The organism is Larkinella sp., from assembly GCF_965227735.1.
Classification (GTDB): Bacteria; Bacteroidota; Bacteroidia; order Cytophagales; family Spirosomataceae; genus Larkinella.
In genome coordinates, this window is sequence record NZ_OZ245776.1 from 5,981,661 (window position 1) to 5,996,471 (window position 14,811).

The following is a 14,811-nucleotide window of genomic DNA, read 5'->3' on the forward strand; positions in this document are numbered from 1 at the left end:
ATGAATATTGAATAACGAATATCGAAGTAGGGGGCGAGAAGCTAAAGACTCATAATTTCGTCATTCAATATTCATTATTCGATAATCAATAACCTTCAAGATTTCTTCTTCCTCCTCCGCCCCAAACCACTGATAATTTCCCTGATGGCGGAACCACGTCAACTGGCGTTTGGCATAGCGCCGGGAGTTGCGTTTCAACAACCGCACCAGTTCGGTCTCGTCATACGCACCATCCAAATACTCGAAAACTTCCTTATAGCCAACGGTTTGCAAAGCCGCCGAATGCCGGTAGGGTAGGAGCGAGCGCACTTCTTCGATTAAACCGCTGGCGAGCATGGCATCCATCCGTCGGTCGATGCGGTCGTAAAGTTCCGCCCGCGGACGATCCAGGGCAATGAAGATCATCTGAAACGGGCGGGGCGATGAAGAACCCGCAACCTCCTGTTTTCGGAACGAAGAATACGGTTTTCCTGAACTCAGGCAGACCTCCAGTGCCCGGATCACGCGCTGCGTATTTTGCAGATCGGCGGTTTCGGCATACGCCGGGTCCAGCAGCCGGAGTTGTTGCCGCAACGGTTCCAGCCCTTCGGTTTCGAGCCGGTTCATGAGTTCGGCACGCAGGGCCGGGTCGGCTTGCGGAACATCGTCGAGACCAAAGCAGACGGCGTTGATGTACAGTCCCGTTCCGCCCGACAAAATCACCACGTTCTTTGTCTGAAACAGTTCATCCAGCACCGCCAGGGCTTCCCGCTCGTATTGCCCGGCACTGACCGGGTTCAGAATGCTGTGGGAGTCAACGAAATGATGCCGGACGCCCTGCATTTCTTCCGCAGTCGGTTTGGCGGTTCCGATGGTGAGTTCCCGGTACAACTGCCGCGAATCCGCCGAGACGACGTCGGTTTGCAGCACCTTCGCCAGCCGGACGCACAGGCTGGTTTTTCCGACGGCGGTGGGGCCGGCAACGACAATCAATAATTTATTCGTCATGGAGTAGAAACCAAATCCCTTTTTTAGCGTCTTAAAGGAAAGCAGGCGCTGTTTGGTAGAACTGCAAAAGTCTGTACCTTTCGTCAACTATCCAACTCTTCTATGGAGTCTTCGAATACGTTATTCATTCTCATCACGCTGCTGTTGGGCGGTTTTGGCGGTGTTGCGGTCTCCAACTGGTGGCGCAAAAAAAAGGACAATCCGATCACCGACGTTCGCAAGGAGTCCACGATTTTGCTGGACCGGATCGAGAAAGTGTTTAAGGTGGTGATGGCCGAAGGGTATTTTACGGAAATTTTGAGTTATCAGGACGATAAAAAGTTTCTGTATTTCATAAATGATCCCAAAAAAGCGTTGATCATTGCGAAGGCCAAAGTGCTGGTTGGGTTCGACTTTGCGAAGATCCGGTTTCGGCAGCCGGAGTCGGGGGAGAAAAAGCTCATCATCGAATCGTTTCCCGAGCCGCAGGTGCTGTCGATCGATACCGACTACAAATTTTACGACATCGATCCCGGTTATCTGAATCACTTCCGGAGCGAGGATTACACCCGGCTGCTGGACGAATCCAAACAAACGATGCTCGACCGCGCGATGGAGAGTGATTTGCCCCGGATTGCCAACAACCAGATTCAGTTTATGATGTACCAGTTGGCCGAAACGATGGGCTGGCAGCTCGAATTACCCGAATCGGAGCAGCGCAAACTGACCGAACTGACACAGCAATACGACCCATTGAAAGCCGAACCCAAGGCGTTGCCGGGGGATATCCTGGATGAAGAAAATTAGTATGAAGACACATTTCGCTGAAAAAATGATCCGGAAGCAGGTTCACGCGGTGGTCCTGTTTTTATTTTGCCTCACCGCGACCGCCCAATTACCCGACAATGGCGTTGCTACCTGCCAGCATACGCGCCTGAACTATTTCGGGTCGCTGGCAAAATCCAGCCGGTCGGCGCGCATCCAATACCCCGGCGATGCAAGCATCGACGTGACTTATTACAAACTCGACCTGAACATCACCTACACGCCCAATTACCTACGCGGGGCTGCGACGATCAGACTCACCAGCGCGGGCGATAACCTCAGCCGGTTTTTCCTGGATTTAGCCAATGAGATGAGGGCGGATTCGGTGAAAACCGGGACCCAAAATCTCGCGTTTTCGCAGGAAAACAACCAGCTTTCCATTACGCCCACCCAGCCACTGAGCAAAGGTCAGAGGCTGACCGTAACGGTATATTACCAGGGAAAACCGGGCGCAACGGGTTTAGGCAGCTTTACGTTTGGTACGCATGGTTCTCAAAACCAACCGGCTATCTGGAGTTTGAGTGAGCCCTATGGTGCCCGCGACTGGTTTCCCTGCAAGGATTCCCCCGCCGACAAGGCCGATTCGTCGGATGTCTGGATTACGGCCCCGAAGCCCTTTGTTTCGGTTTCGAACGGACGGCTGGAACAGGTCATCGACAACGCCGACAGCACGCGTACGTACCGCTGGCGAAACCGCTATCCGATTGCCAACTACCTGATTTCGGTGGCCATGTCGAATTACGTTCTCTACGAGCAGACGTTCCGCTCATCGCCCACGGATTCGATGCCGGTGACGCACTACCTTTACCCCGAAGCCCTGACCGACAACGTGCGAAGAACGCTGGACCAGACCACGGCCATGCTGGCGGTGTTTACGAACTACTTTGGGCCGTATCCGTTTTTGAAGGAAAAATACGGCCACGCGCAATTCGGCTGGGGTGGAGGCATGGAGCACCAGACCATCAGCTCGATGGGGGCATTCAACACCGATCTGATTGCGCACGAACTGGCGCATCAGTGGTTTGGCAACAAGATCACCTGCAAAACCTGGGAACACATCTGGCTCAATGAAGGCTTTGCGTCCTACGCGGAAGTGCTCTACCGGGAATCCGTCGGCGGAACGCCCGCGCTTCGTTCCTACATGAATTCGTATATGCTGCTGGCTCGTCGGGCACGCGGGACGCTGTTTGTGCAGGATCTGGACAACGTGAATAACATCTTCGATTCCAACCGGACGTATTACAAGGGCGCCACCGTCCTGCACATGCTTCGGGGTATCGTGGGCGATCAGAAATTCCGGGAGATTTTGCAGAAATATGCCGCTTCGGAGTTTGCCTACAAAGCCGCTACCACTGAGGATTTTGCCGCCATTGCGTCGCAGGTCTACGGAAAACCGCTCGACTATTTTTTCAGGCAGTGGATTTACGGCGAGAATTACCCGACCTACCGCGTGAAATGGAGCAGCGGAGCCCTGGCGGGTCAAGCCAATCAATACCGGGTGAACCTGCGCCTGGAGCAAACCACCGGCACGGCCAACCCAGCTTTTTTCACGATGCCGGTGCCGGTTTTGGTGAAAACACCGGTGGGCGATACCCTGATTACCGTCGTAAACAACACTGCCGACCAGACGTTCGAGCTTATCGTGAAAGGACAACCGACTGAAATTCAAATTGATCCGAATAACTGGATTTTGAAACAGGTCGAAGTGACGGAAGTTATTACGGCCCTGAACGACCCGGTTCCGGCGACGCAACTGACGGTTTTGCCCAATCCCGCCCGCGATCAGCTAACGGCCCAAATCGATGTGGCCGGGGCGTTTACGGGGCGGCTGGTGTTGACCAATTTGGCGGGGCAGGAAGTCGTTACCCTGTCCGACCGGCCTTTTACCAGCGGACGGCATACGGTTACCTGGCCGGTGTTTCACCTGGCGGCCGGACGCTACAACCTAACGCTGACCACCGGCGACCGGCGGCTGACAAAAGCGGTTTTAATCGCTAGATAAAGGGAATGTAAAACATCAAATGATGAATACTAAATGTAAAGGTGAATAGCGCAGGCTACTTTTACATTCAGCATTCATCATTTGATATTTGAAATTAATTTCCTCCCACCAGCACCGGTTTTTCCATCTCCGCTTTCATTTCCGCCGGTAATTGAAACACCTGCCCTTCCCGGTTGCAGAAATAGAGAAAAGAAGCCGACGGTTTTCGGGCGTTGCCATCGGCCCAGAAGGCGTAAAAACCGGGATGGGCCACCACGGGGCGACGGGGATAGGCATGGTTTCGAACGCTGTTCTGCGTAACGGCTTTCACGGCTTTCCAGGACTTTCCGGCATTCCGGCTTTCCAGCAGGGAAAGTTCACCGCCCGTACCAAACGGCTGCGGCCCGGCTTCGAAGGAGCCGATGATGCGCCACGTATTGCCTTCCACCACCAGCGACGCCATGTCGTAGTTGTGGTCCGATTGCGCCACCGGATGGATCGCCCATTGCTTGCCGGTCCAGTGGGCCACCTGCCATTCATACGGGCCGTTTTGAGGACCCGGTTCCGGGCCTTTGCTGCTGACATACAGGATGATCGGCCGGTTGGAAGCATCGTAGTTGACATCGCTGATATACACATTCCGGCCCAGCTTCCGGTAGTCTTTCACCAGGGCTGCGTTGAGGGTGTCTTTGAGGGGCAACTGAACCGGTTTTCCGTCGGCGGTATGCCAGCTTTTGCCAAAATCGGCGGTTTCGACGTAATAGACATTCGTGCGGTAGTCGAGTCCGGCACCGACTTTGGTGTTGGGGTGGTAATTGAACGCACTGCCAATCGTGCTGCCCCGCTGTCCGCTGCTTTGGTAATGACCTTCCTCGATGGTCGCAATATCCTGCCAGGCCGACCAGGTGATGCCGTCCGGGCTGGTGATGTAAGAAATCGTTCGTCGGGGTTTGTTGGCACCGTAGGGTAAAACGCCCCGGTCGTAATGCGTCATCAGGTTGAAAAAACCGCTGCCGGGCTGGTAATACGTTTGCAGGTAGGAGAAATTATTGAACGGAACGGTTTGCCCGTTTTCATCCCGGCGCGTGGCTTCCATGCGGTCGAAGGCGCTGATGTCATACGGTTTGCGGCTCCGGTGAATAAACGACGGACGCTCGGTGCCGTGCGAGGTGGAAAAAAGCCAGATATACCCCTGACGATCCAATTGAATAACCGGGTTGTCGTGGGCATCGCCGGTTTGTTTGTTCAGCACCAGCGTGGGGCGCGAAACCATCCCGGTTTTGTGATCGAAGAAACCGACCATGTGGCACAACTCCCGCGAAGTGGAATCGGTGACTCCACCGTAACAGAAAAACGTTCGCCCGACGGCGGGTGCATAGACCGAAAAAGGGTAGTGGTTGGCGGGATAGGTTCCTAAACCGCCACTGTATTTGTAGACATACTCGTTTTTGGTGTCGCCGATAAAATACCAGATGCCCCGATAGCCGGATGCTTTCTGGTTGAGCGTTTCGACCTGCGCGTAAACGGAAATGGAAGCCAGAAAGCTGGTGATCAGAACTATACGACGGAACATCATGGGGTTAAGCGGTTTTGAGCAGTCCTTCATCTTTCGGTACGACCAGAATTACTTCTTCTTTTTCGACTTTTACCTGACCGGCCGCCAGCCCTTTGGGTTTGCGGACAAATTTTTTGGGTGTATAAATAACCGGGCAGAGCGAATCCGTCCGGCGTTTGGAATACCAGGCCGCCAGTTCAGCCGCCCGTTCGATGACGGTTTTGGGAAACGTCTTTCCGGCTTTGTATTTGATGACGACGTGCGAACCCGGCACGTCGCGGGCGTGCAGCCACAGATCGTCTTTGTAGGCGTATTGCTGTGTGAGTAGATCGTTGTTTTTCGAATTGCGGCCAATCAAAATCACAAAGCCTTCGTGCATCACCTGTTTGAACAAGGGGGCGGTTCCGTCGGCGGATTTTTCTTCGTTGATCGGATTCTTTTTCAGGTATTTCCGTAACTCCCGCAGCGATTCCACGGGTTGAATCAGTTCGATTTGTTTCTGAAGCTGCTGAACTTCCAACTCCCGGCTTTCGATTTGTTCCTGAAGAATACCGGTTTCAATTTTCTCGTTTTTCGCTTTCCGGTAATAGTGTTCGGCGTTTTTCTGGGGGCTGAGGTCGGTTTTGAGCTTGATTTTGATTGGTTTGTTCCGGTAAAAATCTTCCAGTTCCACCACCTCCGGCGAACGCGCCCCCGGGCTTTCGGGAATCTGGTGCAGGTTGGCCATCAGAATGTTCGCAACTTCTTCATTTTTAACCGATTCGTCCAGGCCTATGAGCCGTTGCAGGTTGGCGTCGATGGAGGCTTTGGTGCGTTTCAGCCGCTTTTCCAATAACCGCAGGGCTTCGCCTTTCTCGCGTTCCAGCGTATTCTGCCCCATGAAACTGGCGAAAAACCGGTTGCTGGCTTCGAGCGGATCGGTAAATTCCTGCCGGATGGGTTCGCCGAAAGGCAGAAGGGAGAGTGCGGGTTTGTGTTGGAAGGTCGTGAGGTAAAAGCGCGGTTGTTCCAGTTGCCGAACGGTTTCCTGAATCAACGCCCATTTTCCGCTTTCGTCTTTTTCGTTGATACCCTTTTCCTCCAGATACGCATTGACAAGTTTTCCGAAGGTCGGAAACAGCTTCCGGTGGTCGAAACCGCTTTGTTGGTAGGCTTCCCAAGATTGATCGAGCGGGCGGTCGAGAGCCGACAGAACGAGTTGTGTATCAGCCGCCAGTTTGTTGTTGAACAGGTCGATCACCGCATCTTCCGAAAAAATCAGCAGATTGGGGCGGTTTCCGAAGAATTTGAACAACAACGTAAAACCGCCTTCCAGCGTAATCGCCAGACAGCGTTCGTTCAGAAACGAGCGGACGTTGATCACCGGCTGGTCATACAAATTCTCAAACAGATCGACGCTGTTGATGCGGGCGCGCTGGATGGTTTCGGGAAACAGCAGGCCCGAAAAATCGGGTCGGAGGGTGGCTTTGATGAAAAACGGGCGGTAAAAATTGATTTTCCCCCGGGCGTGGGCAAACACCAGCACCAGTTCGTCCCGATCCTGACTGAAACATTCCATGAGTTTCAGTCCGATCAACTGCGGTTTCAGGGCAGGAGCAAGCTGACGGAGAAAATAGTAATTGGTGTGCATAGGATGCAAAAGTACCGGAAATTAGGAGGGTAGCGAAAAGAATATCGAATAATGAATATCGAACAACGAATATTGAATAGCGAAGTAGGATTATTCACTTCATTATTTCGATATTCGTTATTCAATGTTCAGTATTCGATATTTCTTTATACTTTCCTAACCTTGTTATGGTTGACCTTCGAGCGATCCGTCAGGAACTCAATCAGGAATTAAAGGACATTCTGGCCTATTGGCAGAAATACGGCCCCGACCCGGTTGCGGGGTATTACGGCCAGGTCAATTACCAGAATGTACCGAAAACCGATGCCGCCAAAGGCATTGTGCTCAACAGCCGCATCCTGTGGACGTTTGCCGCGGCCGCCCGGCACATGCAGCACGACGAATACCTGCCCTACGCCGAACGCGCCTACAACTACATCGAAAAATACTTTCGGGATAAAGAACACGGCGGGGTCTACTGGGCCGTCGACTACAAAGGTGAGCCGCTGCAAACCTTCAAGCAACAATATGGTCAGGCGTTTGCGATCTACGGATTGAGCGAATACTACCGGGCCACCAAACACCAGCCCGCCCTGGATTTTGCCAGAGCGATTTACGAACGTATGATCAAACACGCCTACGATCCCAAACGGGGCGGTTTTTACGAGTCGATGACCCGCGACTGGTCGGGCATGGCCGACGACTACGTGATCAGCAAAAAAGACAATCACGAAAGCAAAACCATGAATACGCACCTCCACATTCTGGAGGCATTCACCAACCTCTACCGCGCCTGGCCGGACAAAGGCCTGAATCAGCACATTCACGGATTGATCGGCAATTTTGAGAAGTACATCGTCGATCCGAAAACGTACCGGATGAATCTGTTCATGGACGACGACTGGAAGGTTCGGAAAACCGCTATTTCCTACGGCCACGACATTGAAGCCTCCTGGTTACTGGTCGAATCGGCGGAAGCGCTGCACGACGAAGCATTAATCAAACGCATCAAGACGCTTTCCGTGAAAATGGCGCGGGCGGCTGCTACCGGTCTGGAAGCCGACGGCGGGATGAACTACGAGTATGATCCCAAAGAAAACCATGTGAACCGCGAACGCTCGTGGTGGGTGATGGCCGAAGCGATGGTTGGTTTTATGAATGCGTATCAGTTAACGAAAGAGCAGCAGTTTCTGGATAAGTCGCTGAAAACCTGGGAATTCATCAAAACCTACATGCTCGATAAGAAGAATGGCGAGTGGTATAGCGGCATCGACGAAAACCACAAAATACTCGGAAATACCAAAATCAGCATGTGGAAATGCCCGTATCACAACGGTCGGGCGTGTATCGAAATGGTGGACCGGTTGGGGTGAGATTGCTTACAGCTCAATTTTCAGTCCATCGTAACCCAGTCGGATCGATGGCGGCAGCCGTTTTTCAACCTCCCGGTGAAGACCAATTTTGTGGCTCATGTGGACAAAATAGGTTTGCTCCGGCCGAATCCGCTCCACCAGAGCGAGGGCCTGTTCGAGCGTGAAGTGGGAGATGTGGGGCTCGATTTGCAGGGCGTCCAGCACCAGAATCCGGGTTCCATACACCTTTTCCAACTCTTCGTCGGAAATGAAATTGAGGTCGGTCAGGTAGGTGAAGTTGTGGATGCGGTAGCCAAAAACCGGTAAGCGATGGTGCAATACGTCGATGGGAGTGAACAGAACCCCCTCAATTTCAAACGGTTCATTCCGGATCTCGTTCAACTGGAGACGCGGGATGCCGGGGTATTTTTTTTCGGCGAAGATGTAGGCGTATTCGGTCTGAAGCTGGTTCAGGACGCGCTGGTGGGCGTAGACGGGAACATCCTGCCCCTGTAGAAAGTTGTAGGCCCGAACTTCGTCCAGCCCGGCTGTGTGGTCTTTGTGTTCGTGCGTAAACAGCACCGCATCGAGTCGTTGGATGCCGGTGCGCAACATCTGCTGTCGAAAATCCGGGCCGGTATCGACAACGAAGCTTTTTCCATCAATGTCAAGATGAACGGAGGTCCGCAACCGTTTGTCCCGGAAGTCAATCGAGCGGCATACGTCACACGCACAACCAATCAGCGGCACGCCGGAGGATGTTCCTGTTCCGAGGAGCGTAACAATCATAAGGATTGAAGGAAGAAAAAAGGGGAGGAGTTTACATCACTCCTCCCTCTCTTCACACCTTATTTATCCGTTAGCTGATTCACCACTTCGACCAGCCGGTCGAAGTTCAGCGGTTTCACCAGCACGTCGTTGAAACCGGCGGTTTTAAATTCTTCCTCCGTATAATTTTTCGCGTTTCCGGTGATGGCCACAACGGGAACCGCGGCTTTTTCCTTGTCGTCGAGCGCCCGCACCCGGCGTACGCACTCCATGCCATCCATCACGGGCATGTTAATATCCAGCAGGATGATGCTGAAATCTTCCTTTTCCAGAATTTGCAAGACCTGCTCCCCGTTTTTGACGGAGGTGATGTCGTAATTCTGGAATTCAAGAATTTTACGGGCAAGGTTCTGGATAACGGAGCTGTCTTCGGCAATCAGTACTCGTTTGGTAGACATAAAGTCAATGGCTTGTGGTGAACTGTATCTTCACAGGAAGTTTGGACAGGTGAAATTAACGACTATTCCAATAACACAAAAAAAATGTTCGTGTAGAGTCCCCACTTAATTTCGTTTATCAGACGATAAAGAGGTGACTTTGAATTATTTCTCGCCTAGTTAAATTTTTTAAACGGAAAATGCTATAAAATTCTAGCCATTTTGTATTTTTACTTTACGTTTATTCCTACGTGTTGGTTGTGTTTGAATGGCTATTGGCTTTCGGTTGAGACCCGGTTTTCCCTGATTCGGTTCCGAGATTTGCCCTGGCTGCCCCGTGCCTGAACTGCGTTGCGAGATTGTGTTGTTTATACTTCGGCCTGCTTCATACAGACCATCTGATTCTCTAACCCATGAAACTGACTGGCCCCGAAGCTTCTTTTGAATTGGATATTCTGGACTATGAATACAGCGATTCGCAGTATTTCATGGATCGTAACTGGCTGTTGATCAGCCTGAGAACCCGGTACCGGAATAAAGAATATACGACGACGGCGCCCCTGTTATCGACCTGGGAAATTGAGTTACTGATCAACTGGATGCGCTCGGTGGCTTCTCAGCGGGAGCTTTCGCCCCGGCTTTCGTTCGTAGAACCGTGCCTGGGCTTCAGCAATTCGTCGAAAGGCTTGAGTGGGTATTCATTCGGGATCAAACTCGATCAGGAAGCAGCTCCGGATTGGTACAGTGATCCCAATAAACCGTTTTGGTTGTCGGTCAGTCCCAACAACGATGAGTTGGAGCGGGCCATTACGGATCTGGAAGGGCAATTGGGGCGTTTTCCGGTGCGGGATTGACCTATTATTTCCTGATCAATTCCTGTAAGGTATGCATATTGACGGTTTTATCGAAAATGGCCCGAACCGGAATCCGGAAACCGGAGATTGTTAGACTTTCGAGGGTGTCATCCACAAAGAGAACTGCAACTTCTTCAAAAGCCATCAAATCCTCGTCCAGTTTATATTGCTCCAGCGACTGACGAACCGGATCGATCATCCAGTATTCCCGGACGCCGTGGGCTGCATAGTCCTCGAATTTAATTCCCCCAACGGACGTTGCGCGATCGCGCCCGGTGGTGGTTCGGGAGAGAATTTCAACAATGAGATCCGGGGCGGGATGTTCCATCTGATCGTCGTGGAACGATGCCGCTATCTCTTTGTTCCAGTAGCAAATATCGGGTTCATAATCGTTTCGGGACAACGCAACCAGCGCTTTTTCAGTATTTACTTCACCTAAATCCTGTTTGTTAACATATACTTTTAACAGCATCAGGAGATTTTCACTGGCATTTAAATGTTGTCGCTTAACCGGCGAGTGCATCACAACCACACCATTGATAAATTCCGCTTTCACATCATCACGCAACCATTCCCGGAATTCTTTACGCCGTTGCGCTTCGTCATTCAAAATAGCCTGCGCCCGTTCGATAACCAGTTTGGCATCCGGCGCTTCCAGTAAATCAGCAACCCGGCTTGTGATCATAGCAAATATCAATTTTTATAAAAATACGAAAAAACGGTTTACGATCTAGGGCTGATCCAACCCCGGCATCAGCTCCTTCAATATTTTCTGAGCCGCTATTGAAATAACCGTTCCCGGCCCAAACACGCCTTTGACCCCTGCATCATACAGAAACTGGTAGTCCTGCGCGGGAATGACGCCCCCGGCAATGACCATGATGTCGTCACGGCCGATCTTTTTCAATTCTTCGATCAATTGCGGCACCAGCGTTTTGTGTCCGGCGGCCAGGCTCGACACGCCCACGAGGTGAACGTCGTTTTCGGCGGCTTGCCGGGCCACTTCTTCCGGCGTTTGAAACAGAGGCCCCATGTCGACGTCGAAGCCCAGGTCGGCAAAGCTGGTAGCAATGACCTTGGCCCCCCGGTCATGACCATCCTGGCCCATTTTGGCCACCAGAATCCGCGGACGGCGGCCCTCCCGCTCGGCAAACCGGTCGGTGAGCTGGCGGGCGAGCCGGAAATTTTCATCATCCGACACCTCGGCGGAATAGATGCCCGACACGGAACGAATCGTGGCCTTGTGACGGCCAAATGCTTTTTCCATAGCATATGAAATTTCTCCTAACGTAGCCCGTTGGCGGGCGGCTTCGATGGCGAGGGCAAGGAGGTTGGTTGCCATGTCGGATTTTAAATCCGAAACAGAGTTGCGTTCTGATTGCAAATCTGAACGAGCATCGGGTGCAGATTGTAAATCTGCACGGGCGGCTTTGGTAATCGCTTCCAGCGCGGCTGCCACGTTCGCCTGATTCCGCCGGGCTTTCACCTCGTTAATCCGCCGGATCTGCCCTTCGCGAACGGCCTGGTTATCCACTTCCAGTAATTCCAGTTCCTTTTCCGAATCGGGGCGGTATCGATTGACGCCGACAATCACATCTTTCCCGGAATCGATCCGGGCCTGTTTTCGGGCGGCTGCTTCCTCGATGCGGAGTTTGGGCAGTCCGGTTTCAATCGCCTTGGTCATACCGCCCAGGGTTTCCACTTCCTGAATCAACGCCCAGGCTTTCTGAATCAGTTGATCGGTTAACGATTCGACGTAATATGAACCGCCCCACGGATCGACAACTGAAGTTATATCGGTTTCGTATTGCAGATAAAGCTGCGTATTTCGGGCAATCCGCGCCGAAAAATCGGTAGGCAGCGCAATGGCTTCGTCCAGCGAATTGGTGTGCAGCGATTGCGTATGCCCCAGCACAGCCGCCAGCGCTTCCACACACGTCCGGGCCACATTGTTGAACGGGTCCTGTTCCGTCAGGCTGTAACCGCTGGTCTGGCAGTGGGTTCGCAACGCCAGTGATTTCGGATTTTTCGGTTCAAATGGTTTCACCAGCGTGGCCCAAAGCACCCGAGCCGCCCGCATTTTGGCAATTTCCATGAAATGGTTCATGCCGATTCCCCAGAAAAACGACAACCGGGGCGCAAAATCATCGATGCTCATCCCGGCTTTCAAACCGGTTCGGATGTATTCCAGGCCATCGGCCAGCGTATAGGCCAGTTCGATGTGGGCGGGCGCTCCGGCTTCGTGCATGTGGTAGCCGCTGATGCTGATGGAGTTGAACCTGGGCATGTAGCGACTCGTATACGCAAAAATATCGCCGACCAGCCGCATCGACGGTTCGGGCGGATAGATGTAGGTGTTCCGTACCATGAACTCCTTCAGAATGTCGTTCTGAATGGTACCCGACAATTGTTCCGGACGGACACCCTGTTCTTCGGCCGCCACGATGTAAAACGCCAGAATGGGCAAAACCGCCCCGTTCATGGTCATCGACACCGACATCTGATCGAGCGGAATCTGGTCGAACAGCATCTTCATGTCTTCCACTGTGTCGATGGCAACCCCGGCCTTTCCCACATCACCCACCACGCGCGGATGGTCGGAGTCGTAGCCCCGGTGCGTCGCCAGGTCGAAGGCAACCGAAAGACCTTTTTGCCCGGCGGCCAGATTCCGGCGGTAGAACGCATTGGACGCTTCGGCCGTCGAAAAACCGGCATACTGGCGGATGGTCCAAGGCTGCGTCAGGTACATGCTGCTGTAGGGGCCGCGCAGAAAAGGCGGAATCCCGGCGACAGAACCCAGGTGCTGGGCGTTGGCAAGGTCGGCAGCTTCGTAGTGCGGTTTTATTTTGATGCCTTCGGAAGTGACGAATGGGCGTGAAAGGTTGGCTGACGATGGAGGATTGTCAGGTGTCGTTTGATGAAGTGGCGTATTGAAATCAGGTCTCATACCGGTTTTCTCGTCTGGAAATTACTCGAATTCTTGGGACAACCGTAAATCCGGTAAGGTTTTTTGAAGTCTTACCGGTTTGGTCACCAGTACTTCCCCATCGACCCGAAACTTCGTCACACCCACCAAAATCCGACCCTTCTTCACCGCTTCCACTTTGGCCTGATATGCTTTCTCCAGTTCGTCCGGAACAAAACCGCTTTCGGTTGCTTTCAACAAACCGCCCCGGTTTTCGACGTCCAGAAACAACGCCCAGGCCGATTCGACCAGCTCGTTCGTCAGGGTTTCGAGGTAATACGAACCCGCCGAGGGGTCGAGTGTTTTGTCCAGGTGGGCTTCTTCTTTCAGCAAAATGGAAATATTCCGGGCAATGCGGGTAGAAAATTCATCGGGTTCGCCGAAAACCGCGTCGTACGGATGAACGGTCAGCGCATCGCAACCCCCGATGACGGCGGACATGGCTTCCGTTGTGGCCCGGAGCAGGTTATTGTAGGGTGTGGCCGTAGCGTCGTAGAAAGTGGAGGTTTGGGCGTGGATGAATGATGAATAGCGAATCGGTCCGCCGACGCGGTCGAATATCGAATAATGAAGTAACAAGCGTTGCCAGAGGATGCGGAGGGCGCGGAGTTTCGCGATTTCGGTAAAGTAACTCGTTCCAACCGAAACCACGAAGGCGGTTTTGGGTATCAGTTGCTCCATCGTTAAACCGGCATCGGTCAGATGATCGAAGACGTCCACCACGGCGTTGAGCGTGAAGGCCAGTTCCTGCGTGGCGGTGGCTCCGGCGTTGTGGAAAACCGTGCTGCCGACCGTGATGGTTCGAAAGTGGGGTGAATCCAGCGTCAGGCGTGTTGCTTCCGCCATTTGCGCCAGAGCTGCATCGGGATGGATGTCAGACTGGAGGAATCGGGCCACGGGTTCGTCAAAAATACCGCCTTTCAGTTGATACGGCAGAATCTGCTTCAACGCTGTCGCCACGTTCTCCGGCTGCCCATCAACGCGAAACCAAACCGGCGTGTCGCTCAGTTTGAGGCCATGCAGCAGCCGACTCCACTGAATTTCTTCGATTGTTGCCTCGGTCAAATCAAGCAGAAAGCCGTCGGCTCCTTTGGCAAGACCCGTACGCAGAACCGTATTGGTCTCACTTTCCGTTTCAAACCGCACACCCGGAATATTCAGCCAGCCCAGCGACCGGTCCGTTCGCTGACTTTGCTGGTTCGTGGCAAGTGGCAGCCCCGCCAGGTCTTCGGTCGTATAGAACGGCTCCGTTTCCAGGCCGTCGGGTGTGAGCCGCTTCAGGGATTCAACCGGTTTTCCTTTCAGGTCATCCACTATCTGCCGGGTCCACTCCGCTTTGGTAACGGGGGGAAAGAGCGATTTTATAGAAAACATAGTATCAAGGGCTGGAGGGTTGAATGGATTGAATGGTTGAATGGATTGTATGGTTTGACGGTTGAATGGTTGGGATGGTTTGGTGGTTTTACGGGTAAAAAGGACGGCCTTCATAAGCAGCCATT

Annotated in this window: 12 protein-coding genes; 4 read left to right on the forward strand and 8 right to left on the reverse strand. The window is 52.9% G+C overall.

From position 1 onward, the window contains the following. Nucleotides 1-60: 60 nt before the first annotated feature. Nucleotides 61-987: a tRNA (adenosine(37)-N6)-dimethylallyltransferase MiaA gene (gene miaA, locus ACO064_RS23465; protein ID WP_421829640.1), complete on the reverse strand. Its 927-nt coding sequence runs from the start codon at nt 985-987 to the stop codon at nt 61-63. A gap of 102 nt (nt 988-1,089) precedes the next feature. Here miaA and ACO064_RS23470 point away from each other — a divergent pair, with 102 nt between their 5' ends. Beyond that, nucleotides 1,090-1,773, forward strand: a complete 684-nt coding sequence (locus tag ACO064_RS23470) for a DUF4230 domain-containing protein (protein ID WP_421829641.1) — start codon at nt 1,090-1,092, stop codon at nt 1,771-1,773. 1 nt (nt 1,774) lies between these two features. Then, nucleotides 1,775-3,793, forward strand: a complete 2,019-nt coding sequence (locus ACO064_RS23475; RefSeq protein WP_421829642.1) for a M1 family metallopeptidase — start codon at nt 1,775-1,777, stop codon at nt 3,791-3,793. A 94-nt stretch (nt 3,794-3,887) separates the two neighbouring features. Here ACO064_RS23475 and ACO064_RS23480 read toward each other — a convergent pair whose 3' ends face one another. After that, nucleotides 3,888-5,348 carry a BNR-4 repeat-containing protein gene (locus ACO064_RS23480; RefSeq protein ID WP_421829643.1) on the reverse strand — a complete coding sequence of 487 codons (1,461 nt, stop codon included), beginning with the start codon at nt 5,346-5,348 and terminating at the stop codon, nt 3,888-3,890. A gap of 4 nt (nt 5,349-5,352) precedes the next feature. Further along, a complete protein-coding gene (locus tag ACO064_RS23485; protein ID WP_421829644.1) occupies nt 5,353-6,957 on the reverse strand; it encodes an NFACT RNA binding domain-containing protein in 1,605 nt (534 codons plus the stop codon). Between the two features lie 167 nt (nt 6,958-7,124). Here ACO064_RS23485 and ACO064_RS23490 point away from each other — a divergent pair, with 167 nt between their 5' ends. Next, on the forward strand, nt 7,125-8,309 hold the full coding sequence (locus ACO064_RS23490; protein WP_421829645.1) for an AGE family epimerase/isomerase: 1,185 nt from the start codon (nt 7,125-7,127) through the stop codon (nt 8,307-8,309). Nucleotides 8,310-8,315: 6 nt separating this feature from the next. Here ACO064_RS23490 and ACO064_RS23495 read toward each other — a convergent pair whose 3' ends face one another. Together ACO064_RS23495 and ACO064_RS23500 are read right to left on the reverse strand one after the other, a co-directional pair. Next, complete coding sequence (locus ACO064_RS23495; protein ID WP_421829646.1) at nt 8,316-9,077, reverse strand: MBL fold metallo-hydrolase; 762 nt, start codon at nt 9,075-9,077, stop codon at nt 8,316-8,318. 59 nt (nt 9,078-9,136) lie between these two features. Then, nucleotides 9,137-9,514 (reverse strand): response regulator, encoded by a 378-nt coding sequence (locus ACO064_RS23500; RefSeq protein WP_114405595.1) that lies wholly within the window; start codon nt 9,512-9,514, stop codon nt 9,137-9,139. 392 nt (nt 9,515-9,906) lie between these two features. On the opposite strand from ACO064_RS23500, the gene ACO064_RS23505 reads away from it, so the two are divergent. Beyond that, complete coding sequence (locus ACO064_RS23505) at nt 9,907-10,347, forward strand: WapI family immunity protein (RefSeq protein ID WP_421829647.1); 441 nt, start codon at nt 9,907-9,909, stop codon at nt 10,345-10,347. A 4-nt stretch (nt 10,348-10,351) separates the two neighbouring features. Here the strand turns inward: ACO064_RS23505 and ACO064_RS23510 are convergent, their stop codons facing one another. From ACO064_RS23510 to ACO064_RS23520, 3 genes are read right to left on the reverse strand one after another with little or no spacing between them, the layout of a single operon-like run. Further along, the gene (locus ACO064_RS23510) at nt 10,352-11,032 is read right to left on the reverse strand and encodes a Uma2 family endonuclease (RefSeq protein WP_421829648.1); all 681 of its coding nucleotides are present in this window, start codon (nt 11,030-11,032) and stop codon (nt 10,352-10,354) included. A 45-nt stretch (nt 11,033-11,077) separates the two neighbouring features. Next, complete coding sequence (gene scpA, locus ACO064_RS23515; RefSeq protein ID WP_421829649.1) at nt 11,078-13,294, reverse strand: methylmalonyl-CoA mutase; 2,217 nt, start codon at nt 13,292-13,294, stop codon at nt 11,078-11,080. 21 nt (nt 13,295-13,315) lie between these two features. Beyond that, a complete protein-coding gene (locus ACO064_RS23520) occupies nt 13,316-14,686 on the reverse strand; it encodes a methylmalonyl-CoA mutase family protein (RefSeq protein ID WP_421829650.1) in 1,371 nt (456 codons plus the stop codon). Nucleotides 14,687-14,811: the final 125 nt, after the last annotated feature.